The organism is Lysinibacillus sp. NPDC058147, from assembly GCF_042884205.1.
GTDB lineage: Bacteria > Bacillota > Bacilli > Bacillales_A > Planococcaceae > Lysinibacillus.
This window is the reverse complement of record NZ_JBHVUJ010000002.1, coordinates 48,010-70,514: the sequence shown is the minus strand read 5'-3', so window position 1 is coordinate 70,514 and position 22,505 is coordinate 48,010. Positions and strand designations below refer to the sequence as shown.

The following is a 22,505-nucleotide window of genomic DNA, read 5'->3' as shown; positions in this document are numbered from 1 at the left end:
ATGATCCGGTTGGGTGTCTTAATTGCTCAGCATTCTCTCAAAGAAATAAAAACGGTACCTGATCGTCTCCGTGAGAGCTGTGAGATCATCATGATTCCTTATCAACGCTTACAGGAAACAATTGATCTATACCAACAAAATATGCACGATGTAGATGGGTTCGTACTAACCGAGCTAGCGTACCATTATTTAACAGACCAATGGGATAGCTTTCCCATTCCAACTTATTACTTTCAATTTACAAAAGAGGAATTTTATGAAAAGCTATTACAAATCAGTTTGTCTAACCGTACGCTTGAATTTTCAAGGATTTACATCGATTTTGTAGCGAGTCAAAACAATTTCCTCGGATTAAAAGACGTATTGTCTAAAAAGGACATGCCACATTTGGTTTCCTTTTCTAAGGTGACGGATGATGGCTACGAACAAGTACTAAATGAACATATTCAGTTATGGCAAGAAGGAAAAATTGATTTGTCTTTAACCCGTTTGAGTAATATCGTTGATGATTTAACTCGACATGGAATTCCCCATATTTTTCTGTTTCCATCGACTGATTCTGTTATCCAGCAATTCGAACAAATCATAAATGAACTATCAGTGATTAAACTAGCTGAGAACCAAATTGCTATTGGTCATGTCTCCATTGGATATTCGGACACCACCAAACAAAACATAAATGAGTGGGAGTTTCAGCAAATGTTATTGCATAAATCGCTTTTAGAATTCAATACGGAGCAAGAGGTCCCCTTCCTCATTCAAATATCGAATGGCAGTTTTGAACTCATCAGTTCATATAAAGAATTGAAGTCACTTACTAATAATCTTTCGCAATGCTTGTTAATGTCTTATCTCTCAAAAGTATTACCATTTCAGGTTCACCTTGGTTGGGGTGTCAATAATACAATTTATAAAGCGCGTATAAATGCGCAGTATGCAAACCGTTTATCTATTACAAGCCGACCTCATGGCACTTTTGTTGTGACAGATTCAAATAAGGTGATTGGGCCATTGAATGAAGGAGATAATCTTGAAAATTTCAAAGGAATAAACAAGTCAATCCAACGTATTAGCAAAGATGTGGAAATTTCTACGCTGCAGCTTCAAAAAATCATGGCTGTAATGAAAAAGACCAGTAGCAATGAAATGACCGCTGAGGAACTTGCCTATCATCTCGATGTCACTATACGCAGTGCTAACCGTATTTTAAATCGGTTGGAGGAAAAAGGAGTCGCACGTATCCTTTATAAAAAACAAGAGAAGTTGCGAGGAAGGCCAAAGAAAATCTATCACATTGAATTTACTGGATTGGAATAATCGCAAAATTACGTCATATAGCAATGCGAGCTGCGTAATCTCGTGCTAATATCTGTGGGTTTAATCGCTGGGTAGCTACAAATAAAAGAACCGAGTACTCAAATATTTATGAGTAACTCGGTTTCATTTTAGTTTAGTTCGTTTTTCACCTGCAATGCTGTTCAATAGCTTCTCTATTCTGATAAAGAGTGACCCCAATACCAGAACGAGAACATCTATATGAATAAACTCTCCTACATCAATCTACAATTGAAATTGGTAAACTTGTTCGTCAAGTAGCTCTCTTACATTCTCTAGTAGTGAAAATTACTGAGTCTTCGCAAAATGATTCAAAGTCAACCATTGCTTTATTTTGATCTTATTTTGATAAAAGCTTTTTTAAATTACTTTAGATTAATAATTGCGGTATCGTATAAAGTGATCTTATTGCATATCCCTATGCTCTCCCAGCGCATCATAAAACCCCCCCCACAATTGTATCTAACAATTTGGGTGCAGTTCATTGATATGAAAGGCAGTAGCAATTATGCGGAATAAGGGTACTTCTACTAAAAAACTCACTTGAAATAAAAATCCACCGCGTTTTGATAAAGAATTTTCTCAGCTGACATTGCATCAAACAATTCTTGAATAAGCTCAATATCTGCATAAGCAAAAGGTCTTTTTGCTCGTGTGGACGGTAAATCTGTGCCGAACATTAACGCCTCTGGATTAACAGCATGAATAGATTTCAAAGCTTGTTCAACTTCGAGCTCCACACGACCAAAACCTGTTGCCTTAACCCGTACACCTTTTTCTACAAGGCGCAACAAATGAGGTAAGCCTTCCTCGGATAACCCCAAATGATCAATTGAAATCGCTGGTAATTTTTCAATCGTTGGTGCAATTTCAGGCAAATCTTTTGCGTCGATATACATTTCACTATGCCAACCAGCTAAATCATAAACACGTCTCGCAAAGTAATCGAGCTTAGTTAAATCCTCGGAACCACCCCGCTTCACATTGAATCGTAATGCTCGCACACCTTTTTTATGTAAATCCATAATCTTTTCATCTGTCACCGCAAATGGTAGCTGTGTAACACCACAATATGCAGACCCCATTTTTTCTAATGCATTCACTAAATAAGCTTGGTCAAATCCTTGGAAAGAACCTGAAACAATTGCACCACCAACAATATTATAAGTCACTGTTTCTTTTTGGTAATTTTCTACAACATAGCTAGGTGGTACATATCCTTGATTTTCAGTAATAGGGTAATCAAAATCAATAATGTGAAAGTGTGCATCAAAAATTCTCATATTTCCGCCTCCTCTCTTTTACATTATCAAACAGATAACATAAAGAAAAGTTATGTTTTTTTATGTAAATCCATAATTATTTCTTATCAATAATTCATCAGCCAAACCGGTAAATTCTTGCAAAATTCCTGCCTTGAGCAAAAAAATAATTTCTTATAAGAAATACCTTAAAGCATTGCTTCCAGATGTAAATAACGCTATAAAACCTGCAACAATGAACCATATTGCATATCGATTCTCTTGTTGTTTTCTCTTGCTAATCCAAATTAGTATGACGCTAATTAATAATAAAATGACACCCAAAGCTGTACCTGTTATATTGCCTATAATCATTCCCATTTCTTCTTGCCCTCTTTCTTTTTTGCAAACCAAATATTACCTAAATCTCTTCCGTTTCACTTAGTCTTTCGATTCAATTTTGCCGTACTTCAACTTACATTGCATCCACTTTTTCAATACTACGAATAGCTAAGTACTTGATAATAATATAAACAATACTCATTACATTGAATATTGGAAGCCTATAACTATTCTTATATTCATCAATTATTAAACGTAATAAAATAATAGCTGAGATAGTCGTCACTATTGTTTTAAAAAGAATATTCGCTAATGTCATTTGTAAAACATCAGTCCACTTACAACTTTAAATCCAAACGGTGCAAGATTAACCGGAAGATGGGTTGCCTCTATAAAAATGATTATTCCTGTAATATATTTAGATAAATGATATTTTTTCCATCCTAGTTCCATCGGTTTAAACATGGATTCTCTCTCCGTTCGTTTAATTAAGCCTTACTCCTCTAAAAAGCTATGTATTTATTGATATTTTTAATCCAGAGTAACTAACATGAATTGAACTTCCAGCACTCTCAATCCAAACAAGCAATGGAATTTCACCCTTTCTCACACGTTATATTTACACGCGAAATGCCCCTTTCATGTACTTAATTGTACGAACCGATCATCTCTTTTTTCTTTCTCATCCCTTACAAATTTATTAATTTAAAGGCTTCTTGTATGTATCATCAAAATAATCTACAGCCCTATTGTGAGAAACTTACTTATAATCGAAGTGCAGCTCAAAATATAGCTTTATTTAATAAAAAAATACCAAGCTCAAATTGATGAGTACCTGGTATCTTTAGATAAGTTTACCTTATGTCATTGAAAAGTTTACATTAATTATAGCTTATATATAGCTTCCTTCATCTAAACAAAAAAGCTAGGCTCACAAAGAATTGTGAATACCTAGCCTCTTTTATGCGTGTTCATTTGTTAACCTTGACATTACTAGTTTAACATATAATTCTAATAAATTCCAAATAAACCATGAAATAAATTTTCGAACTGGGTATCAATCTCTGAATTCTTCAACTATACTTGAAAGCTTCACTAGCGTTTTCCAATTACGGACAGTTGCTGGAATCTCAAGCTTTTTCAGATGATTATTAAGTTTAGAATTTCGAATGCTGTCATAAAATAAAAGATACACATCTCTCCCACTTATGACACTAAGTTCTCTTTCATTAGTAAAAGATAAAAATTGTTCACTATTGGCCATCGAAGGCGCTGCTGGTAACAAAGCAACATGCAAACATTCCCCTTTACATGATTGTTCAGCTTCTGAAATCTCCTGATCTGAAAAAGGGGATTGACTAACAATCTGCTGTATTTCCTCTGCTGTCCTTATAACAACAACACTTGAAATCCCAAAATCCTCTTTAATTTTCTTGTAAATTTTCGTTTGCAAAATCTCCTCAGCTTCGTCTGATTCAAAAAGGATGTTTCCACTTTGGATATAAGTCTTCACATTATGTAAGCCTAATTTCTCAAGAGAACTTCTTAATTCTGCCATGATGATTTTATTATGCCCGCCTACATTAATTCCTCTTAGTAATGCAATATATATGGTCATACTATCCCGCCTTTTTATTAAACTTTATTCACTAAAAATAGCTACATCCTTATATTGCTTCAAAGGTTTATCCTCTAGAAAATCGATAATAATTTCAATAAAGAAGAAAAGACACCCATAAATATGAGTGCCCTTATACATTTTTTATCTATACGAATCATGTGTAGGTTGAAATAAGTCTTCTTCAGTATTTCTAACAACAGAAAAGTGTTCGACATTGTAATGACCATGAAGTGTATGATTATGATGCTTGATAATTTGTTCTGCACTTATAACATCACTATCCGCTGTTGAATGCCCATCACCTACTAACGTGACATCCAAACCACATATAGTTGCAGTTCTTACTGCACTATCTATACAGTGCTGCGTCGAGCAGCCCATCACAACAATATGTTTAATATCTTGAGATTGTAAATGATTTAGCAGTTCAGTCCCATGGAAACAATTCGTTGCTTTTTTATCGAAAATCCTTGCTTCCTTAGGTACACGAATGCCATTATGAATATCGAACCCGGCCCCTACACCTTCAGCAACATCGAGATCCCTTACAAAGATGACTGGTATATCGGATTTATTTGCTTTGTCAATGACTAAATTGATATTTCTAATAAGATGTTCTTTATTAAAAACTGCTTTTTCTTTCTCATTGCCATCCATTAATTCTTGCTGAGCATCAATAATAAGTAATGCTTGATTCAAATAATTTTCCCCTTTCATTTTGAGGAAACGCTATATAAAATTTTAGTTAGACGAATTCCCCTTTTTGTTTATCACGCTAACATAATTTTTATTCATAATATCTCCCCCTAAATGAAATTGTCATTTAAGACTAATTAATTTTATCATATTTTCCTATAAATGTAATAGCAGTTAAAATGAAATAATTCGTTAATTTTTGATACTATTACAATCTTTAAGTATATAATCCATACATTGAATAGTGTCATCAATGCGTTGCTTTTTCGAATTACAGTATCTTATATTGGAACCTTCTCGAATACTGATGGCTTCGTTAATAATATTGTGAAATTCCTCTGGTAAATGATGTATTGCATATTTACAAGCATCTACTTTTGAAACGATCTTATGTTCTTGCAGTGTGTAAAATTGTCGTAACATCCCTGTAATTGACCACTCTACTTCTGAATCGACTAATTTATTTGGTATTAAAAATGCTTTATATTTTTTTATTTTTTTCAATCTATTCGACCAATAATTGTTCATATTTTCTAAAACATAATCACTTAGCACCCGTTCATCTATACTGAAGTTATATGTAGCTACATCCGGTCCTAAAATGGTAATCCCTTTATTTTTCAATATCCACCAAGTAATGGGGTTAATATCATCATTACCCCAATTTGTTTGGCCTTCATTTACGTTTAAACATCCTTTTACCTCACACTGTTTCTTCCCAACATCTTCAACTAATAAATAGCATCCGTCCATCCCTATATTCTTATATTTTCGATTTAATTCTTTGTGAAGATCTGATATGACTTCCATATCTTCTTCGGTTAAGGATCTGTTTACAACTGTCATAAAGTCGATATCACTAGAACCGAATATGTAAGCGTTCAGAGCAATTGAACCATGTAAATAGAACCCTTCAAGTGTATTCGGTAGTTTATTTTGAAAAAGGGCTATATAGTCATTTAAAATTTTTTGAGCTGGAATAGGAACTCTAGAATCCATAAAAACACTCCTTTTATCTGATTAATACTCATAAATAATAATACTTATCTTACCAAACCACCTACTGTATTTTCCATTATTTATAATAAGTTCATTCCCGAAATTAAGAAATACAATTTGACTTTATTGCCTCTTCATCATAACGTAGGGTTGATTTCCGTTCCGACTGGGCGCTTTTATCGCTGACGCTTCGCTTTCGCGCAGAAAACATTTGTTGCTGACGCTTCGCTTTCGCACAGAGCAGAGCTTCCTGGGGGCGTCCGATGAGCCGCTTCACTCGCGTTGCTCGCTCCAGGGTCTCGGGCCAACACGATGTTGGTCACGAAGGCGTTATCACAGGATGTGATGGTTTTAGCCTTTGTTCCTCTATATCGCTGATCCCCAAGGAGTCGCCCAGTCTCCATTCCAATCAACTTATTTACATAGTATACATTTCAACTTTTGATTTTCAATTAAATGTAAGTTTTTATAAATCTCTGTTGTTGTATTGGAGTATCTTTTAAAAATTCATTGGGTATTCTAGGGATTAGATAAGGAGTGGGAGAATTTGTACACAGGTTATATACAAGTAGTTGTTCAAACGATTATTAGTTTTTTTGTTCTTCTGACACTTACGAGGTTTCTAGGTAAAAAACAACTAAGTCACTTAACCTTCTTTAACTACGTAACTGGTATTACAATTGGTTCAATGGCAGCCAATATGGTAGTTTTAAAAACAATTGTATACACAAAATTTTTAGTAAGCTTAATTGTTTGGTGTGCGCTTACTACTTTAATTAGTTACATCGCTCTAAAATCCGGAAAAGCAAGAACATTACTTGATGGACAACCGACAATCGTTATTAAAAAAGGCAAAATCGATAGAAAAGCTTTAGCAAACACTAAAATTAATATTGATGATTTAACAATGATGATTAGACAGTATCAAGTTTTTTCAATTACAGAAATTGACTATGCTATTTTAGAACCGAATGGCATGCTTAGTATTCTGAAAAAGCCTGAATTTCAAAGCACCCAAAAAATCGATGTAAGCATCTATCCTTCATCTCCGGCATTTATCCCTATTGAAATAATCACTGATGGGAAGCTATTGAAACGAAATTTTTTGGAAGTTGGAAAAAGTAGAGAATGGTTAGATAACGAATTAATAAAGGCAAATATACAATCAATCGAAGAAGTTTTCTATGCAGAAATTCAACCAAACGGTAAAATATTTATCCAAAAATTTGACTAAGGAAATTTCTATATCTTGTTGCTTTTCGGTACTTAAAACTTGACAAAAAAAGTTATTTATGCAATAATTTACTTTTGCGATATTTATATGTACAATAGGATTCTCCTGGCCAGGGGGATCCTATTTTTATTTTTTGAAGGAGTGTATTTGCATGAACAAAGGTGAATCTAGTTTAACTTCATTAATCTCAGCTTTTAGTAGAGCATATCATAGTCAATTCGATGCCCCTAAAATTTTCGATGACTACCTAGCTCAAGAATTAATCACACAACAAGAGTTCAATGACATCCAAACAAATATGATTCAAGGCATTCATTTTTTTAACAAAGAAATCGCAGAAAAACTAAATGGTCAAACCGAAGAGCTATTAAAATGGATTGTGCAAACTCAACTCTCCCCTACACCCTTGGCACGTGCAGCATATTGTGAAAAAGTTTTACTGAATGAAGTTTTGCTAGGTTTACAGCAATACGTCATACTTGGAGCAGGGTTAGATACATTCAGCTTAAGACACCCAGAACTTGAAAAGATTTTAGAAATCTTTGAAATTGATCACCCTGCAACACAGGAATTTAAAAAGAAAAGATTGAATGAAGTTGATTTAAAACGACCGAGTAATGTACATTTCGTTTCGATGGATTTCACAAAAAAGTTTTCATATCAAAATCTAATGGATAGCGGCTTTGATAATAAAAAAACTTTCTTTAGCCTACTAGGTGTTTCCTATTATTTAACGAAAGAGCAAACTTCAAGCTTAATTGATCATTTGTTTGCCAATGTACCATCAGGAAGTTCCATCGTATTTGATTATGCAGATGAAAAACTATTTAAAGAAAGTGGAATTTCAAATCGTGTAGATAACATGGTGAAAATGGCTGCAGCAAGTGGTGAACCGATGAAATCTTGCTTTACTTATGAGGAACTAGAAAAAATGTTAGAAAACTCAGGCCTTCTTATTTACGAACATCTATCGCCAAATACAATTAATGAGCTTTATTTTGACAATCGGGAAGATTATTTAACAGCCTTTGAAACGATTCATTACGTTCATGCTGTAAAAAAATAAGTTAAGTTCGGAGGAATCTAATGAAATTTTATCAATTGTCTAAAGAAAATGGGAAAAACATAACATAGTATCAATTATGCCTCGGCATAATTGTGTCCGGAATCGGCTTTGTGCTTGCACAAAGCACTCCTTTCCGATTCCGTGACATCCGCCGGAGGCCTTAACTTCTTTCAGCTGGTGTTTGGACAGCCGCTGAAAAGTAACACAAATTCGCATTCATCTCACCACATATTGAGGTGGGAGACTTCTGATGAAAGAAGTTAAATCGAATTTCATTATGTCTCGGATTATCAACACTGAAGCAGCAGCAAGTATCGGGTGCATGTATTTAGAAGAAAACGGTGTTATTGGCTTTCATCAAGCTGTAGTTCCCCAGCTTCTCTTAATTTTAGAAGGCGAAGGATATGTAAGAAATGAACAGGAGCAATATTTTCAAGTACAGCCTGGAGATGCAGTTTTTTGGGAAAAAGATGAATGGCATGAAACAAAAACGGATAAAGGATTGACAGGAATCGTCATAGAATCTGAGCAATTAAATCCAGCAACTTTTATGCCTATAAAATGACGTATTAATATTTTCAAACTATTTCTCAGGCAATTAACTATGCAAAAATAACATCGTATCATATTTTAGTAATGTAAGATGGTTTAGTCTTACACCTCCGAGGCTTGTTACTAAGGGTCACTTATAATACTAAGTGACCCTCTATATATTCACTATTCAGAAAATATTGTATCTATATAGTTTATTGGACAAACCCCTAATGTATTTCCATCTGGATCACACAAAATAAAAGAATTTCCCGACACCCAAATAATTGTCTGGGAAATTTAATGGAATCGAATTACTCCTTTCAAACCTTATTTTCTTTTTCTTTAAATTTAGGACTTAGCTCACTCCACACATCAAATTTATTTCCGTCTAAATCATAAAAAACAAAATTTCTCCCCGCATGTCCCCTATCTTCAACTTCTCCAACTCTAATTCCTTTATCGAAAAAAACTTTACGAATCGTCTCTAATGCATTTATTCCATCAACCTCAAAGGTTATCGAAAAATGTTCTTCGCCATAACAATCAATGAAATTTGAGCTTTGATTTTTCAATGCTCTAACAAGAAAAATACTTTGATTGGCAACATTAAGAATAGCCTTATCAAGATCTTGGTAACTAGATTCTGCTCCTAACTTACTTACATACCATTCACACGCTTGTTCTACATTGCTAAGTGGAATATAAGTAGTTCCTATTCTAATTAAAGTCTCACTCATCCAAACACCCTCTCCAAAGTCTTTAATGAATTATTCTATTTTTAACTTTTATATCCCTTCAGACTAGCTAAATGATCTGCAAAGTTGCATTTGTCTTCAGTCTGAAATGACTAGTCTCAATTTTAGTTTCTGGTCATTTGCATTTTTACTTTTACATTTATTGGTCATTATATTTGAATGTTTTTATGGAAACGATAAGTGTCATAGATAAGCAACCCATTAAAAGAAGTAAAGATTCTCCCCATGTACTAAAATTATTTAGAAATGCAGCTTTAATTCCATTTAAAAACCATTCAAATGGATTTGCTAGACTAATGTATTGTATAAGATTTGGCGCCTTTTCCATTGTAAAAAATGCATTACTACAAAGTATTAGTGGTATCATTAAAACGTTTGCAGTCATACTTAGATGTCCTTCGTTTTTCACTAGACTTGAAATAAAAAAGCTTAGAAAGACAAAACTTAATGAAGCTATAAGAATAATCGGTGTCATAAGTAAGAGGACATTAAAAGAAAAATTCAGTTGATTGATAACGATAGAGAATAAAAGCACTATATAAGATAAAATAATCGCTACTATAGCCCAAGCACTAGAAATACTGACGATATATTTCCATAAAGGCAGTGGTGTAGCGTGAAGTAAATTATAAACGCCTCTTTTTCTTTGCGATAGCGCTATAAAAGCAGTGGTCATAAATGAATAGAAAAATACACTAACGGCAATGATGCCTTCTACATAATTTCCTGAATAGCTCGGTAAAAATATCCTTAGCGCAATGATTGCAGCAAATGGCATTAATATTGACCAAAAGAGTAAATACATATCCTTTATGCTAGATTTCAAATTTAATACGAAAATAGCCTTCATCTTCTCTCTCCTCACTTCGTTAATTCAAAAAATAATTCTTCTAAATTTTGCGTTTGATAGTGCTCCATTAAAGCATCAGGTGAGCCATTTGCCACTATTTTTCCGTGATGCATAATCAACACTCTATCAGCTACATTCATTACCTCCAACATATCGTGGGAAGAAAATAAAACTGTAACGCCGGTATCTTTTAAATGTTTAATGATCTGTTGAATTTCTCTTTGGCCTCTAGGATCCAATCCGGCAGAAGGTTCATCCAAAATTACTAATTTAGGTTGATGCAAAGTTGTCACGATAATTGCTAGCCGTTTTTGCTGTCCTAATGACAATTTGATAGCAGGAGTTTTTTTGACCTGTAATAAATCAAAAGCCGCAAGTTTTTCATCAATTTCATTTTTTGTTAGCGAAATTCCATAGAATGCCCCAAATAATTTCACATTATCCTCTACAGAGTAACCTTCGAAAAAAGGTGTTGATTGAAGCTGCGTACCTATTTCCTTTTTGTAATCAGATGTCCAGTATTTTATCGTTCCACTGTCCTGAGGGATGATGCCAAGAAGCATACCGATCGTTGTAGTTTTCCCAGCACCATTTGTGCCCACTAAAGCTATTACCTCCCCCTCTTTAATGGCAACATTTATATGATCAACGACACATCTATCTTTATAACTTTTCGTTAATTGACTAGCGCTAATGAGTTCTTTCATAACATATTTCCACCCCTTATTTAATATTGTATATTCAACGTTGAATATACAGCTATTTTTTAACTCCCTCATTCGAGAGAGTTACTTTTTTTCATAATTTCAATAGCTTGATGTACAAACTTGGATTGTACTTTCACAATTTCTAACATATTATCAAATGCTAGTTGTGTTAATGCTGGTAGTTCTCCTTGCATAGCAATCAATTTCGCCTCATAGCCAGCATTGATCGCCTTTTCTTCTTGTTCCAAAATTATTTTCTGCTTTTCTAATGCATCCACCGCTTTAACTTTTGGTAGTTTAAATGCAAAAGAGACACCAGAATATAAAGTTGTAGGATAAACTACAGAGGATTTTTCAAGAGCTTCGATAATTAATTCTTGCTCATGCGCCCTGCCCTTTTCAGTAATTTGGTAAATTGCTTTTTGTCTATGACCCGTGGATTCAATACTAGCCACCTCTATATAGCCATCTTTTTCAAGCTTCTTTAAAGCATTATAGATCGAGCCGATTAGCACACCACCCCATCGTTCAGCGTCACTTAATTCAAGCATTACTTTAATATCATAGCCAGTCATTGGTTTTAGTCCTAACATAGCAAGAACTAATAGCCTTGTCATAATAATCACCTTTTTATATTCAACGTTGAATAAGTTGAATATAACGGTTCTGCATTTTTTTGTCAATAGGCTTTTATTTTTGATTGAAATGTTGTAATAAACAAAATATATTACAATAAAGTATTTTATGATAAAATATATGATATTGCGCCATCAAGGGGCATGAACCAATTTAGACTGTAGCAAATTTATTTTGCTACAGTCTTTTTACTTTTAAATATATCCAACATAAAATAAAAAATGGGAATGCCCTCTTGTATTCCTCATTTTCTAATTACTAATTATTAACTTGCCAGGCGTTTTGTAAAAATTCATTAAACGTTAGAATATTTGGTTCATCTGAGCGAACTTTTAAATTAATGGCTGATGTAATGATAGATTCTGAAATATGTTGAAGGATGGTAATCGAACCGTCCTGTATTTCATTTGCAATAGCATTTTGACCTAAAATCGCATAGCCTATTCCATTCAATACGGCACGCTTTATCATCTCATCGCTTCCTCCAAGCATAATTGTGGACTGCGGTTGAAATTCAGCTTTTTTGAAGTATTGTTCTATGATATTACTAAAACTACAATGATAGTCATAGGAGATAAAGGTATCTTCTCTTATAATCTCATGAAAACTTCTTTCTTTGCTAGTTTCAGACGAAGCAACTAATAAAGCCTTTTCTTCTTCTAAAAAAGTTTTATTAATATCGATAGCATTACACTCATTCGCAATAATAGCAATATCCGCAACGTGGTCTCTCACACTTTTAATTGCATGTACACTATTTAGTGGTAGAAGACTTATTTTCACACTCGGGTATATTTCCATATAAGCTTTGACAATCGGTGAAAGATGTTGCGTACAATAATATTCCGAGGCAGCAATAGTTAGAATGCCAGACGGTACATGTAGTTCTTCCATGTCTTTTTCAATCTTATCTATAAAAATGAATAAGCTGTCGACATGGTCTTTTAGCTTTTTTCCAGCAGCTGTTAGAAGAGTCTTTTTACCAACTCTTGATAATAGAGTGTGATTCAGTTCTTTTTCTAAAGACTGTATTTGTAATGTAATAGTTGGCTGTGTATAACCTAATCTTTTAGCAGCCTTTGTGATATTTAATTCCTCTGCGACTACTTGAAAGGTTTTTAAATTCCTTAGTTCCATCTAATCACCATCTACTTTCCCCTTATTCCCACATAATAAATCTGTATTTCCATTATAAAGTAATAATTACCCGTCTTCCATGTAAGAAATTATGAGTGTAATGCCAGGTTGAATTAGATGTTTTTTATTTCTACCCTGCTTTATCAACTATTTTTTAACCATTAAAATTTCTTATGGTAGGCATTTGACGTTTATTCTGAATTAAGGGAAAATTCTTTCAACATTAATGAAATGGGGATGAGTTTATGATTGATTTGAAAAACAATAATGAAGAAGGTTTATTAGCGCCCACAATGGCGAAGGATTTTCCAAATCTGCGAGTAGTAAAATCTGAGGGCTTATTTTATATAGGAGTCGATGGTAAAAAGTATTTAGACTTTACTTCTGGTATTGCTACAGAAAATACAGGTCATAGACATCCAAAGGTAATTGCAGCTATTAAAGATCAAGTTGATCATTTAGTCCATGGTCCTATCGGTATTATTAATTATGATTCAATTATTCTATTAGCTAAGAAATTGAAAAAGATTTTACCAGATCCATTGGATTGTTTTTTCTTTGGAAATAGCGGTGCTGAAGCAATTGAAGGTGCAGTAAAATTAGCAAGACATGTAACCAAGAGACCTTATGTTGTTTCTTTCCTCGGAGGATTCCACGGAAGAACGATGGGCGCCTTAAGTCTTACTACATCAAAAAGTAAATACAGAAGGAATTTACCGGTTGGAGCAAACATGACCTATCAATTACCTTATGCTCAATTATCGGAAACACCAGAGGGTTTAAATCATGATGACTATTGGTCAGAACACGTTGAAAAAGATTTTGAACGTTTATTTAATCATCTAGTGTCTCCAGATGAAGTGGCAGCTGTTATTTTAGAACCTGTTCTAGGAGAAGGTGGTTATGTTATCCCTCCAAAGGCGTGGTTACAAAAAATAAGAGAAATCTGTGATAGAAACGGAATTTTATTAATCTTTGATGAAGTTCAGACTGGTTTTGGACGAACTGGTGGTTGGTTTGCGGCAAGTCGATTTGGTGTGATACCTGATATTATGGCAATTGCAAAGGGAATTGCCAGTGGCTTGCCCCTTAGCGCAACAGTAGCTTCACGGGAGTTAATGGAACAATGGACAATTGGCAGTCATAGTACTACATTTGGCGGAAATCCTGTCGCATGTGCAGCCGCATGCGCTACGATAGACGTTTTAGAAGATGAAGGTTTAGTGGAAAATGCTAGAATATTAGGTGACTATGCATTAAATAAATTAATACACTTAAAAGAGAAACATCACACGATTGGCAATGTTCGTGGTATTGGCTTGATGATAGGAATTGAAATTATTCATCCTGAGACCCGAGAACCAAATGGTAAGGGTCTGCTAAACATCCTAGAGAAGTGTCTGCATAAAGGAGTTATTTACTATTTAAGTGGTAATAAGGGCGAGGTAATTCGCATGATGCCTCCATTAAGTATAGATAAGGAACATTTAGACTTAGGACTATCCTTACTTGACGAAGCAATTACAGAATACGAATTAGAATTAAGTTCGGGGGGTGTATAAATGAATATACTGGATACTTTTGTTCTTCTTCTCTATTTCGGTGTATTGATAATTGTAGGAATAATCGGAATCAAAAAAGCGAAATCTGAAAAAGATTTTGTCCTCGCAGGAAGTCGTTTAGGGTATTACAGCCATGTCGGTTGTTTAGCAGCTGTTATTATAGGTGGTGCTGCTACCATGGGTTCAACGACATTAGGCTATAATTTCGGAGTTTCTGGCCTTTGGTTTGTTTCAATGATGGGCTTTGGTATAGCTGCCTTGGGTCTTTTCGTCGTAAATAAAATTAGCGGATATGAAGTATTTACTATTAGTCAGCTACTGGGAAAGCGCTTTGGAGAAGGAACTCAGCTTATTAGTGCAATTGTTACAGCCATCTATACTCTTATGGTTGTAGTAACACAAGTAATTGGTATGGGAAATGTTATTCATGTGTTACTAGGCTGGTCCCTTATTCCTTCAATGATTATTGGCGGAGGGATCGTGCTCTTTTATACAATCTTAGGAGGAATGTGGAGTATTACCTTAACTGATATCATACAGTTTATAGTAATGACGATCGGTGTATTTTTTATTATGTTCCCGTTTAGCGTAAACAGCGTCGGAGGTTTAACAGCTCTATTTAGTAGTGTACCAGAAACGCATCTAAGCCTTACAAATATCGGCTGGGATCGTATCTTCCAATACTTTTTATTGTACTTCTTTGGTTTAATGGTTTCTCAAGACATCTGGCAGCGCGTATTTACAGCGAGAAACCAAAAGGTAGCCAAAAGAAGTGCCATATCAGCCGGTATATACAGTGTTTTCTATGGTTTAGTACTAAGTATAGTGGGAATGTGCGCACTTGTGCTACTTCCAAATCTAGACTCTCAATCTGCGTTTACTAGTCTTGCATTAGAAATTCTCCCACCAGGCTTGTTGGGGCTTGTTCTTGCTAGTGTTTGTTCTGCACTTATGTCAAATGCTTCAGGTGCTATCTTTGCCTCTGCGACCCTAATTACTAACGATATCATAAAGGTATATGTAAAAAAAGATATGACTGATAAAGATGTCATCAAAACATCTCGAATTGCCATACTTTGCTTAGGTGTGTTAGCAATTATTTTCTCAGTATGGATTCAAAACATACTGGTGGCATTAGACATGGCCTACGCAATTTTATCAGGTGCTATCTTCGTACCTCTCATCATTGGCCTTTATTGGAAGCGTGTAACAAGCAAAGCTGCTTTTTATTCTATTATTGCTAGTTCACTAGTTATCTTTATTTCATTTATTATTTTTGGAATTGCTTCTACTCAACCAATTATTTATGGCTTAATTACTGGATTCATCGTTATTGTAGGTTTCACCCTTATTATTCCCGAAAATAACATTGAGGTGAATAAGGAAAATACGACAATTTATAAGTAAATATTTATATAAAGCACCAAGTTCATAAGACAGACTCAAACTAAGCTGCACTCCAATGGTTAGACACATCTAACAATTGGAGATGCAGTTTTTTCATGAAAATTATTTAAAAATGTTAATTGAGGAATTTGCTATGATTAGGTAAAGCAATCTGCTCAAATTCAGTCGCTAACTTATGCAAATTTCTAGCAAGCTCTTCCCCTTTCATTGGTAATCCATGTCCTGTAATAGCAACGGAAGGTTTTAATGATTCTATTTTTTTTACGGAATCCCAAGCAGCCTGCCAATCCGTCGTGAAATATCGTGGCGGTCCGCTGATTTCCTTTTTTTGTAGCAACACTTTGTAGAGCGATTCTTGTTTAACCGTAACAAATGCATCTCCAGCAATTAACGCCCGGTCCTCTTCTCGGAATAAAGATATATGCCCTGGCGTATGACCCGGAGTATGAATCCAGCGAAAACCTTGCATAAATGGAACACTGCCATCAGACGGAAGCGCTTCAACGTTGTTTCCTAAGTTAATAGCTTCATTCGGGAAAATGGATGACACTTTTGCTATTAAGCCTCCATCTACAATAGGATCAGGTTCAGGATAATTTTTTTTACCAGTTAAATAAGGTAATTCTAAAGGATGGGCATAAACCGGCATACCCCAATGTTCAATTAAATCAATTACTGCTCCAACATGATCAAAGTGCCCGTGCGTTAAAATTAATGCTTTAGGCCGACTATTTGATCCAAACCTCTTCTCGACTATTGAAATAATTTCCTTTGCACTTTTTGGCATGCCTGCATCAACTAATACGAACTCTTTCTTATGAGGTTCACCGCAGAGTACGATATTAACAATTTGAATTGTATGCTGGTATAAATCAGGCAATACTTCTACACCATCTCCACTCCAAATTGATGTCGCTGGAATGTATTTAAAGTCGCTACCATAATTCATATCTTTATGCATGGAAAACCCTTCTTCCGTCATTGAATTTTAGACAATCATATTTTTCCTTTTTTCAGTAAAAATAAAGCAAGAAAAAAATGGATTGTAATTCAAAACTAGCGACTTTGGTATAGCCTAAATCTTTTAGTTATATTGTTCAAACGCTAAACCCATTTTCCTGACTATACTCCTTTATGAAGTTTTAATTTAATCTCATTCATCAGCTTTTTGAAATCTTATTCGATCCTTATTTCTTGGAATTCCATTATATACTATTTCCCATTTGCCATTTTTAAATAATTCGTATTGTTCAAAAGCGAGTGGCAACCCGTTTGCTGTAGCTATGTCACTACTATCCATAAGTTGTAAATGTAAATGCGGAGCAAAGGAGTTACCTGAATGACCAACTCTACCAATAACTTCACCTTTTTTTACACGCTGACCAACTGAAACCTGAATTGATCCTGTTTGAAGATGGACTAATGCAGCATATACATTGTCGTCACGTTCTATAATGATGTAGTTGCCAGCGATTGATTGTATGTCGTCTTTCTTCGGGTCGAAATAATGAGCATTTTTATAAGCGTTAGACATATCTGAAAGCAATTTTGTTCGTGTTCGTTCTTTATAACCATCCTCTGCTTGGATAATGATTCCTTCGCAAGGAGCATATATTTCTTGCCCCCAACAATAATATTCATCTAAGGGAACCCCAAAAAGTAGATATTGCGCCAAACTAACACGATAAGCGGGCCAGCCCTTTCTTTCCCAATCCACTTGTATAAAGTCGTAAGCATATCTTGATCCTAATTTGTTTGTGCCGTGACTCGGAATTTTTGTACCTGGAGTGTTAGGAGAGTGCCATTCTCCTCTCAAAGGAAACTCTACAATTATCGGCTCACGAGCATCAATCATTTCATATCCCTCCCCCGTCGATTCTTTACCTACATTATTGAAAATGACTAGTGCTCGAAGTACGATACTGATAAGTACAGTCAACCGTTTTTTTCGTGTTGAATGCACATTTCCAAACCGCAACCGCTTATTCATTTCTTGACGTGTAGAATATTTTCCTAAGTTCATCAAAATATCCATCAAGTTTTTCAACAACGAGTTCATAGTTCAAAGACTGAGATTCTGAATTTTAAATATCATGTAATATTTCATTAGTAAATCCAATATTAGACCATAATGATATCATTTGGAAAGCGAAAGAATTGGTGGTTGAAAAGGACTCAATTTGGAATGAATTTAACATTAAGCGATCCACAGTATACGTAGCTGTACAATGGACAAGGTATGAGAAAAAAGAATTATGATTAAATCTAAAAACCTGCTAGATATTTAGCTACTTCCTTAGCTAAAATCTAGCAGGTTTATTTATTTACGAACAGCTTCAAATGTAATTAGTGAATGCTCTTTTGAAGGCTTCTTGTTATAAACATAGTCAGCGGAGCAAGTAATTTCAGAAAAACCTATATTTGTTAATATAAGCTTGAATTCTTCTATTCCGTACCATCTTACAGGAAATCTTTGTAACTCTGTATCTATTAATTTACCATTTCGCCATTTTTCATATTTTAATACGGTTAGCGTATATTGTTCGATCCAGTTCATTTCAACTGCTTTTCTTTCTATTGCAATTCCTTCTTCTTGCGAGATTTCATAGTAGGATGAAGTAATTTCCCCTGTTAGCCAGTCTGTAGGTAAAAGCATGTCTACAATTAGGCGGCCTCCAGGTATCAAATGATTATACATACATGTTAAAGAATCCTTCGTATCTTTTGAATTCTCAATTAAACAGAACGAACCTGTCGGCATAACAATCGCTTCATATTTTGAGTCTAATGAAAAATTGCTTAAGTTACCTTCATATAGATTTGGCTTGAATCCTCTTTCTTTGCAGTGTTTTCGGCATGTATCTAACATTTCTGGTGAGTAGTCGATCCCCTCAACATCATATCCATTTTCTAGTAAAGGGATTAAGAAGCGTCCAGAGCCCACTCCTGCTTCAAGTACCCTTCCCTTAGTTCCTTTTAAGCGTTCAAGATAATATTCAATATCTCCACCAATAGAATATCCTACTGGTTTTGTCAAATCATAAAGTTCTGTACATAAAGGTCCGTAATTACTATACATGTCAATTCCTCCGATTTTGTGCAGAAGAATCTATTATTTATTTCTTCCACACCTTATATTTATTTGTTGGAAAAATAGAGCTGACTTTCATCACAAATCACTCGCTTTCTGTATAATATAGTAAAATTATACATATCCAAAAAAATTACCGCAATGTATTTATATTATCAATTATCACATAGCGTGGGGTGATTTGCGTTCCGCCTAAGCTCTTTCTCGTTGCTGTCGCTTCGCTTTCGCACAGATAAAATTAGCACAAATTATCAAAAAACATTTATAGTTTATCTTTAATATTATCTATAGAAAGGGGCTATGGTATGAATTATTATGAAAGGATTCAAAACTCAATCGAATATATTGAAGAGCACTTACAGAATGAATTATTAATTAAAAATGTATCAACAGCATCTTATTTTTCAGCTTTTCATTTCCAAAGGCTTTTTCAAGCAATTACTGGATTTTCAGTTCAACAATATATTAAAAATCGAAGGCTATGTGAAGCTGCCCTTTTATTAGAAACAACCTCAAAAAACATATTAGAAATCGCTATTAGTTTTCAATACGGTTCCCAAGAGGCTTTTACACGTGCTTTTACAAACTATTTCGGGGTAACTCCCTCGAAATACCGGAAAGTTAAAAATACCACTCCCCTTCAAACAAAAATAAACTTTTTGGATTATAAAATTAAGGGGGAATTAACAATGAACAAGCCTGAAATTGTTTATCTCAAAAAAAAGCTTATTACAGGATATGTATATAAAACTACTTTACAAGACGAAAAGTATTTTATAGATATTCCTGAATTTTATTTTGATTTCGGTAATAACCAGTACTATGAGCGTATTTCTAACAAAATTACACCGAATATGGCTTATGGTGTCTCTACTCAATTTAAAGATGATGGACGATTTTCCTTTATTGTTGGCGAAGAAGTAGAGAAATATGATATTTCTATAAATGACAACTTTGTCAATACTCTGATTCCCGAAGGTAAATATGCGGAATTTAAAATTGATGGCTCTGTAGAATCCGTTCAAAATACTCGACGTTATATTTACGGGGTTTGGTTACCAAATTCAAATTACGAGAGAAATAACGGCCCTGACTTTGAAATTACAGACGTAATAAATTCTATATTTCCAAATACAATGAAAATGAAAATTTATATTCCGATCAAGTGAAGAATACTTAATAAAAAATAAGGAGAATATGCTATGAATATCGAAAAAGTGTTTACAGAGTTCCCATTATTAAGCTCCGAAAATATTGTGCTAAAAAAAATTGAAGATGCACATTTACCGGAAGTATTTGCGATCTACGATAATGAAAAAATCTTTAAATATTGTGGGATCATCCCAAAACATAATATCCAAACAGTAGGTAAAATGATTGGTCATTTTGACAGGGATTATCAGAAGAAAAACAGAGTTAAATGGGGCATTTTTCAAAAGTCGCATAGCGATAAATTAGTAGGCATTATAGAAGCAATGGATTTTAATCAAAAAGTGAATATGGTGACGATTGGTTACTTTTTCGCAGAGGATTATTGGGGTAAGGGCCTTGCAACGGAAGCAGTTAAAATACTTGTCAAATTTTTAATTGAGGAAGTTAATATAAACCGAATACAAGCTGAGGTTATGCCATTAAATGAAGCATCTAAAAAGGTTCTCCTGAAAAATGGTTTTTTTAAAGAAGGGCTTTTAAGACAAGCTACTTTATGGTCTGGTAAAGGAGTTATAGATTTAGAAATATACGGATTGCTTAAAGAAGAGTACAAGGTTAACTAAATAATTAGGTACTCTTTCGTCAAAGTGCATAGACATATAATTCTTTCGAACATTAATTATGAGATAATGAACTAATATTAACAACCGAAAGAGTGATTCTATTGATTAATAAGCATAAGCCTATTAACTTGCAATACCGTAACATGCAAATAACTTATTTGATAGTTATTATTATCACCATTTTTTTAGGCCTAGCTTCTAGAAAATGGAGTCTTCTACTTCCGTCATTTGTAGCGCAGAACGCTGGGGACATGCTATGGGCTATGATGGTCTATTTCGGATTCCGATTGTTGCTAGTGCGTAAGAGCACCTTTACAGCCATGTGGCTCAGTTTTTTGTTTAGCTTCAGCATTGAATTTAGCCAGTTATATCAGGAAGACTGGATTAATCAAATTCGTGGAACAACGCTCGGTGCTTTGATACTTGGCAAAGGTTTTCTTGTAGTGGATTTAGTTCGTTATACAGTAGGTATTATAATTGCTACTATACTAGATAAGGTGGCACTTAAGTTCACTTCTCGAGGTTAAATATACAATTAAACGAAAAATCGCTAGAGAATTTTTTTAATTTCTCAAGCGATTTTTGTATTTAGGGTTATAAATTAATAAACCTTATGTCATTATTCTATTCATTAATCCAGTTGATTAATTCCCTATCAAAATAATCCGGTTCTTCAAACATTGGGTTATGGCCGCTTTTTCCAAAAATGACCTTCTTTACATTTTCATATGAATAATCAATGACATCCCAGAGCAAAACAGGAGCGACTAAATAATCATACCTTCCTAACCCTACAAAAATAGGTTTATCTATGTGTGCCATAGATTGGATTAGATTTCGTTCAGCAAAAACTACACCCCAAAGGTAATCAATAACTTCCATATTTGTATAGACGCCATCCCACATATAAGCAGCATCGAACGTATAATCATAAAAGCTATGCGCTCCCATGCGGATACACATATGCACAAATCGTCTTTCAGGATCATTGTGAATATCATTCTCTAAGAAGGCAATATCATGCTCGAATTGCTTTGTACGCTCAGCACTGGCAGTCTCATTAAAAAATGAAAAACTTTGCTGCTGTCTCTCTTGACTGTTTGTCGGTGCTGAATTTAATAATATAACCTTCTGAACATACTGGGGATATTTTTCGGCATATGCCAAAGCCATAAATGCGTGCCCAGAATGGCCTAAAATGATGAAATCCTCAAGCTTTAGCCATTGTCTTGCTGTTTCAATATCCTCGACAATTTTATCCAAAGTATAATCTTCTTTCTTTAAAGAACGTGGAGGCTTCACAAAACCTCTATGATCTAAGAAGATAAATTGAAAATGTTTATATAAATTTTCCGAGAACAAGCGTGGATAATATACACTGCTACCCACTACCAATATCGGCTTACCTTGTCCCTTCACACAATATTTTAAATCAAATCCTTCACTAAAGATGCTTTGATAATTATTCATAATAATCGTCCTCTTTTCTTTTTATATAGAAGAGCTTCATATTATGC

At 34.4% G+C, this 22,505-nt stretch carries 25 protein-coding genes; 9 read left to right on the top strand and 16 right to left on the bottom strand.

Annotated features, from left to right (window positions below; genetic code table 11):
• The gene (locus tag ACFVT8_RS05650; protein ID WP_387082629.1) at positions 1-1,317 is read left to right on the top strand and encodes a transcriptional regulator; all 1,317 of its coding nucleotides are present in this window, start codon (positions 1-3) and stop codon (positions 1,315-1,317) included.
• Between the two features lie 557 nt (positions 1,318-1,874).
• On the opposite strand, the gene ACFVT8_RS05645 is transcribed toward ACFVT8_RS05650, so the two are convergent.
• From ACFVT8_RS05645 to ACFVT8_RS05615, 7 genes are all read right to left on the bottom strand, one after another.
• A complete protein-coding gene (locus ACFVT8_RS05645; protein WP_387082628.1) occupies positions 1,875-2,618 on the bottom strand; it encodes an amidohydrolase family protein in 744 nt (247 codons plus the stop codon).
• 153 nt (positions 2,619-2,771) lie between these two features.
• Positions 2,772-2,957 carry a hypothetical protein gene (locus ACFVT8_RS05640; RefSeq protein ID WP_387082627.1) on the bottom strand — a complete coding sequence of 62 codons (186 nt, stop codon included), beginning with the start codon at positions 2,955-2,957 and terminating at the stop codon, positions 2,772-2,774.
• Between the two features lie 94 nt (positions 2,958-3,051).
• Positions 3,052-3,237, bottom strand: coding sequence for a hypothetical protein (locus ACFVT8_RS05635; protein ID WP_387082626.1), 186 nt, complete (start codon positions 3,235-3,237; stop codon positions 3,052-3,054).
• Positions 3,234-3,383, bottom strand: coding sequence for a hypothetical protein (locus ACFVT8_RS05630; RefSeq protein WP_387224241.1), 150 nt, complete (start codon positions 3,381-3,383; stop codon positions 3,234-3,236). Before ACFVT8_RS05630 ends, ACFVT8_RS05635 begins: the two co-directional genes overlap by 4 nt.
• Positions 3,384-3,975: 592 nt before the next feature.
• Complete coding sequence (locus tag ACFVT8_RS05625) at positions 3,976-4,536, bottom strand: DUF1697 domain-containing protein (RefSeq protein ID WP_387082625.1); 561 nt, start codon at positions 4,534-4,536, stop codon at positions 3,976-3,978.
• A 144-nt stretch (positions 4,537-4,680) separates the two neighbouring features.
• On the bottom strand, positions 4,681-5,238 hold the full coding sequence (locus ACFVT8_RS05620; RefSeq protein WP_387082624.1) for a cysteine hydrolase family protein: 558 nt from the start codon (positions 5,236-5,238) through the stop codon (positions 4,681-4,683).
• Positions 5,239-5,427: 189 nt separating this feature from the next.
• Complete coding sequence (locus tag ACFVT8_RS05615; protein WP_387082623.1) at positions 5,428-6,234, bottom strand: aminoglycoside adenylyltransferase domain-containing protein; 807 nt, start codon at positions 6,232-6,234, stop codon at positions 5,428-5,430.
• A 547-nt stretch (positions 6,235-6,781) separates the two neighbouring features.
• Between ACFVT8_RS05615 and ACFVT8_RS05610 the strand changes: the two genes are divergently transcribed.
• The 3 genes from ACFVT8_RS05610 (at position 6,782) to ACFVT8_RS05600 (ending at position 9,099) form a co-directional block, all read left to right on the top strand.
• Positions 6,782-7,468: a DUF421 domain-containing protein gene (locus ACFVT8_RS05610; RefSeq protein WP_387082622.1), complete on the top strand. Its 687-nt coding sequence runs from the start codon at positions 6,782-6,784 to the stop codon at positions 7,466-7,468.
• A gap of 151 nt (positions 7,469-7,619) precedes the next feature.
• The gene (locus ACFVT8_RS05605) at positions 7,620-8,534 is read left to right on the top strand and encodes a class I SAM-dependent methyltransferase (protein ID WP_387082621.1); all 915 of its coding nucleotides are present in this window, start codon (positions 7,620-7,622) and stop codon (positions 8,532-8,534) included.
• Between the two features lie 250 nt (positions 8,535-8,784).
• Positions 8,785-9,099 carry a cupin domain-containing protein gene (locus ACFVT8_RS05600; RefSeq protein WP_387082620.1) on the top strand — a complete coding sequence of 105 codons (315 nt, stop codon included), beginning with the start codon at positions 8,785-8,787 and terminating at the stop codon, positions 9,097-9,099.
• 289 nt (positions 9,100-9,388) lie between these two features.
• Here ACFVT8_RS05600 and ACFVT8_RS05595 read toward each other — a convergent pair whose 3' ends face one another.
• From ACFVT8_RS05595 to ACFVT8_RS05575, 5 genes are all read right to left on the bottom strand, one after another.
• Positions 9,389-9,805, bottom strand: coding sequence for a VOC family protein (locus ACFVT8_RS05595; protein WP_387082619.1), 417 nt, complete (start codon positions 9,803-9,805; stop codon positions 9,389-9,391).
• 157 nt (positions 9,806-9,962) lie between these two features.
• Positions 9,963-10,673 (bottom strand): ABC transporter permease, encoded by a 711-nt coding sequence (locus tag ACFVT8_RS05590; protein ID WP_387082618.1) that lies wholly within the window; start codon positions 10,671-10,673, stop codon positions 9,963-9,965.
• Positions 10,674-10,684: 11 nt separating this feature from the next.
• Positions 10,685-11,380: an ABC transporter ATP-binding protein gene (locus tag ACFVT8_RS05585; RefSeq protein WP_387082617.1), complete on the bottom strand. Its 696-nt coding sequence runs from the start codon at positions 11,378-11,380 to the stop codon at positions 10,685-10,687.
• Between the two features lie 68 nt (positions 11,381-11,448).
• A complete protein-coding gene (locus ACFVT8_RS05580) occupies positions 11,449-11,997 on the bottom strand; it encodes a PadR family transcriptional regulator (protein WP_387082616.1) in 549 nt (182 codons plus the stop codon).
• A gap of 277 nt (positions 11,998-12,274) precedes the next feature.
• Positions 12,275-13,153, bottom strand: a complete 879-nt coding sequence (locus tag ACFVT8_RS05575; protein ID WP_387082615.1) for a LysR family transcriptional regulator — start codon at positions 13,151-13,153, stop codon at positions 12,275-12,277.
• Between the two features lie 245 nt (positions 13,154-13,398).
• On the opposite strand from ACFVT8_RS05575, the gene ACFVT8_RS05570 reads away from it, so the two are divergent.
• Positions 13,399-14,715 carry an aspartate aminotransferase family protein gene (locus ACFVT8_RS05570; RefSeq protein ID WP_387082614.1) on the top strand — a complete coding sequence of 439 codons (1,317 nt, stop codon included), beginning with the start codon at positions 13,399-13,401 and terminating at the stop codon, positions 14,713-14,715.
• Positions 14,716-16,122, top strand: a complete 1,407-nt coding sequence (locus tag ACFVT8_RS05565) for a sodium:solute symporter family protein (RefSeq protein WP_387082613.1) — start codon at positions 14,716-14,718, stop codon at positions 16,120-16,122.
• Positions 16,123-16,237: 115 nt separating this feature from the next.
• Here ACFVT8_RS05565 and ACFVT8_RS05560 read toward each other — a convergent pair whose 3' ends face one another.
• From ACFVT8_RS05560 to ACFVT8_RS05550, 3 genes are all read right to left on the bottom strand, one after another.
• Positions 16,238-17,083 (bottom strand): MBL fold metallo-hydrolase, encoded by an 846-nt coding sequence (locus ACFVT8_RS05560; RefSeq protein WP_387082612.1) that lies wholly within the window; start codon positions 17,081-17,083, stop codon positions 16,238-16,240.
• A gap of 192 nt (positions 17,084-17,275) precedes the next feature.
• A complete protein-coding gene (locus ACFVT8_RS05555) occupies positions 17,276-17,977 on the bottom strand; it encodes a M23 family metallopeptidase (protein WP_387082611.1) in 702 nt (233 codons plus the stop codon).
• Between the two features lie 465 nt (positions 17,978-18,442).
• Positions 18,443-19,201 (bottom strand): class I SAM-dependent methyltransferase, encoded by a 759-nt coding sequence (locus ACFVT8_RS05550; RefSeq protein ID WP_387082610.1) that lies wholly within the window; start codon positions 19,199-19,201, stop codon positions 18,443-18,445.
• Between the two features lie 317 nt (positions 19,202-19,518).
• Here ACFVT8_RS05550 and ACFVT8_RS05545 point away from each other — a divergent pair, with 317 nt between their 5' ends.
• The 3 genes from ACFVT8_RS05545 to ACFVT8_RS05535 all read left to right on the top strand — a co-directional run bounded on the left by ACFVT8_RS05545 (position 19,519) and on the right by ACFVT8_RS05535 (position 21,515).
• Positions 19,519-20,382 carry an AraC family transcriptional regulator gene (locus ACFVT8_RS05545; protein WP_387082609.1) on the top strand — a complete coding sequence of 288 codons (864 nt, stop codon included), beginning with the start codon at positions 19,519-19,521 and terminating at the stop codon, positions 20,380-20,382.
• A 33-nt stretch (positions 20,383-20,415) separates the two neighbouring features.
• Positions 20,416-20,988, top strand: coding sequence for a GNAT family N-acetyltransferase (locus tag ACFVT8_RS05540; RefSeq protein WP_387082608.1), 573 nt, complete (start codon positions 20,416-20,418; stop codon positions 20,986-20,988).
• Positions 20,989-21,131: 143 nt separating this feature from the next.
• The gene (locus ACFVT8_RS05535) at positions 21,132-21,515 is read left to right on the top strand and encodes a ribosomal maturation YjgA family protein (protein WP_387083360.1); all 384 of its coding nucleotides are present in this window, start codon (positions 21,132-21,134) and stop codon (positions 21,513-21,515) included.
• 97 nt (positions 21,516-21,612) lie between these two features.
• On the opposite strand, the gene ACFVT8_RS05530 is transcribed toward ACFVT8_RS05535, so the two are convergent.
• Positions 21,613-22,458, bottom strand: coding sequence for an alpha/beta fold hydrolase (locus tag ACFVT8_RS05530; RefSeq protein WP_387082607.1), 846 nt, complete (start codon positions 22,456-22,458; stop codon positions 21,613-21,615).
• Positions 22,459-22,505 lie beyond the last annotated feature (47 nt).

Bases quoted from the DNA above. Each gene is read 5' to 3' on its own strand.
- ACFVT8_RS05650 (WP_387082629.1), top strand. From the start codon at position 1: ATGATCCGGTTGGGTGTCTTAATTGCTCAGCATTCTCTCAAAGAAATA.
- ACFVT8_RS05645 (WP_387082628.1), bottom strand. From the start codon at position 2,618: ATGAGAATTTTTGATGCACACTTTCACATTATTGATTTTGATTACCCT.
- ACFVT8_RS05640 (WP_387082627.1), bottom strand. From the start codon at position 2,957: ATGGGAATGATTATAGGCAATATAACAGGTACAGCTTTGGGTGTCATT.
- ACFVT8_RS05635 (WP_387082626.1), bottom strand. From the start codon at position 3,237: ATGACATTAGCGAATATTCTTTTTAAAACAATAGTGACGACTATCTCA.
- ACFVT8_RS05630 (WP_387224241.1), bottom strand. From the start codon at position 3,383: ATGTTTAAACCGATGGAACTAGGATGGAAAAAATATCATTTATCTAAA.
- ACFVT8_RS05625 (WP_387082625.1), bottom strand. From the start codon at position 4,536: ATGACCATATATATTGCATTACTAAGAGGAATTAATGTAGGCGGGCAT.
- ACFVT8_RS05615 (WP_387082623.1), bottom strand. From the start codon at position 6,234: ATGGATTCTAGAGTTCCTATTCCAGCTCAAAAAATTTTAAATGACTAT.
- ACFVT8_RS05605 (WP_387082621.1), top strand. From the start codon at position 7,620: ATGAACAAAGGTGAATCTAGTTTAACTTCATTAATCTCAGCTTTTAGT.
- ACFVT8_RS05600 (WP_387082620.1), top strand. From the start codon at position 8,785: ATGAAAGAAGTTAAATCGAATTTCATTATGTCTCGGATTATCAACACT.
- ACFVT8_RS05595 (WP_387082619.1), bottom strand. From the start codon at position 9,805: ATGAGTGAGACTTTAATTAGAATAGGAACTACTTATATTCCACTTAGC.
- ACFVT8_RS05590 (WP_387082618.1), bottom strand. From the start codon at position 10,673: ATGAAGGCTATTTTCGTATTAAATTTGAAATCTAGCATAAAGGATATG.
- ACFVT8_RS05585 (WP_387082617.1), bottom strand. From the start codon at position 11,380: ATGAAAGAACTCATTAGCGCTAGTCAATTAACGAAAAGTTATAAAGAT.
- ACFVT8_RS05580 (WP_387082616.1), bottom strand. From the start codon at position 11,997: ATGACAAGGCTATTAGTTCTTGCTATGTTAGGACTAAAACCAATGACT.
- ACFVT8_RS05575 (WP_387082615.1), bottom strand. From the start codon at position 13,153: ATGGAACTAAGGAATTTAAAAACCTTTCAAGTAGTCGCAGAGGAATTA.
- ACFVT8_RS05570 (WP_387082614.1), top strand. From the start codon at position 13,399: ATGATTGATTTGAAAAACAATAATGAAGAAGGTTTATTAGCGCCCACA.
- ACFVT8_RS05565 (WP_387082613.1), top strand. From the start codon at position 14,716: ATGAATATACTGGATACTTTTGTTCTTCTTCTCTATTTCGGTGTATTG.
- ACFVT8_RS05560 (WP_387082612.1), bottom strand. From the start codon at position 17,083: ATGCATAAAGATATGAATTATGGTAGCGACTTTAAATACATTCCAGCG.
- ACFVT8_RS05555 (WP_387082611.1), bottom strand. From the start codon at position 17,977: ATGATTGATGCTCGTGAGCCGATAATTGTAGAGTTTCCTTTGAGAGGA.
- ACFVT8_RS05550 (WP_387082610.1), bottom strand. From the start codon at position 19,201: ATGTATAGTAATTACGGACCTTTATGTACAGAACTTTATGATTTGACA.
- ACFVT8_RS05545 (WP_387082609.1), top strand. From the start codon at position 19,519: ATGAATTATTATGAAAGGATTCAAAACTCAATCGAATATATTGAAGAG.
- ACFVT8_RS05540 (WP_387082608.1), top strand. From the start codon at position 20,416: ATGAATATCGAAAAAGTGTTTACAGAGTTCCCATTATTAAGCTCCGAA.
- ACFVT8_RS05535 (WP_387083360.1), top strand. From the start codon at position 21,132: ATGCAAATAACTTATTTGATAGTTATTATTATCACCATTTTTTTAGGC.
- ACFVT8_RS05530 (WP_387082607.1), bottom strand. From the start codon at position 22,458: ATGAATAATTATCAAAGCATCTTTAGTGAAGGATTTGATTTAAAATAT.